We start from the raw sequence: 1,107 nt of genomic DNA, 5'->3' as shown, positions 1-1,107 counted from the left end.
CCGAGCGGCCGCAGCGCCGCCCCGGCCGCGGCCAGCACCCCGAGCAGGGCGACGGCCTTGGCGTCCAGGCCGGGGGCGCCGCCGCCGGCCGAGCGGCCCTCGGAGATCTGGGCGACCACCACGGCCAGCAGCAGCGGCAGCATCAGGGCGAACAGCCAGGGCGCGTCGGCGGAGTGGCCGACCAGGTCGGAGCCGGGGGAGGCGAGCAGCGGCCAGCCGAAGGCGGTGACGCCGATCGCCGAGAGCAGGGCGAGCGCCGGGCCGGAGCGCCGCCCGAGCGGGGCCGGGCCGGCCGGCGCGCTCACAGCTCCTCCCCGAGCTCCGAAGTGATCTGGCGGAGCGTCAGCCACGGCTGCGGCGCGAGGACCTTGGCGATCTGCGGGGCGAAGGACGGTGCGGCGGTGACGACTTCGGCGGTCGGGCCGTCGGCGACGACCTCGCCCTCGGCCAGCACCACGGTGCGGTGGGCGAGTTCGGCGGCGAGCTCGACGTCGTGGGTGGCCAGCAGGACGGCGTGCCCGGCCTCGGCGAGGCCGCGCAGCACCGTGACCAGGCGGGCCTTGGCGGCGTAGTCGAGGCCGCGGGTCGGCTCGTCCAGCAGGATCACCGGGGGTGCGGCGGTGAGCACCACGGCCAGCGCCAGGGTGAGCCGCTGGCCCTCGGAGAGGTCGCGCGGGTGTCGGTCGTCGGCCAGACCGGGCAGCAGTCCGGCGACCAGGGCCCGGCAGGTGCCGGCGGGGGCGCCGGCGTCCTTGTCGGCGGAGGCGCACTCGGCGCCGACGCTCTCGGTGCACAGCAGGTCGCGGGGCTCCTGCGGAACGAGCCCGATCCTCCGGACGAGTTCGGCGGGCCTGGCCCTGTGCGGGACGAGGCCGCCGACCCGGACGCTGCCGCCGGACGGGGCGTGCAGGCCGACCAGGCTGCCGAGCAGGGTGGACTTGCCGGCGCCGTTGCGGCCCATCAGCGCGGTGGTCCCGCCCGCCCGCAGCTCCAGGCCGATGCCGCGCAGCGCCGGGACGGGCCCGCGCTCGACCACCAGCCGGTCGACGGCGGCCAGCACCTCCCCGCCCGGCGCCGCGGCCGCGGGCGGGGTGCGGTCCGCGAGCC

The 1,107-nt window shown here is 79.0% G+C and carries 1 protein-coding gene and 1 pseudogene; both read right to left on the bottom strand.

What is annotated here, in order from left to right; genetic code table 11:
- A pseudogene (locus tag ABZ641_RS38925) lies at positions 1–305 on the bottom strand (ECF transporter S component); the annotation flags it as partial.
- Positions 302–1,107, bottom strand: an 806-nt coding sequence (locus ABZ641_RS38920) for an ATP-binding cassette domain-containing protein (RefSeq protein WP_359989436.1), incomplete at its 5' end; no start/stop codon positions are given. The gene ABZ641_RS38920 and the pseudogene ABZ641_RS38925, both read right to left, overlap by 4 nt.

The organism is Kitasatospora sp. NPDC007106, from assembly GCF_040634455.1.
GTDB classification, from domain to species: Bacteria; Actinomycetota; Actinomycetes; order Streptomycetales; family Streptomycetaceae; genus Kitasatospora; species Kitasatospora arboriphila.
The sequence above is the reverse complement of the archived record's forward strand: the minus strand, read 5'-3'. Positions and strand labels throughout refer to the sequence as shown.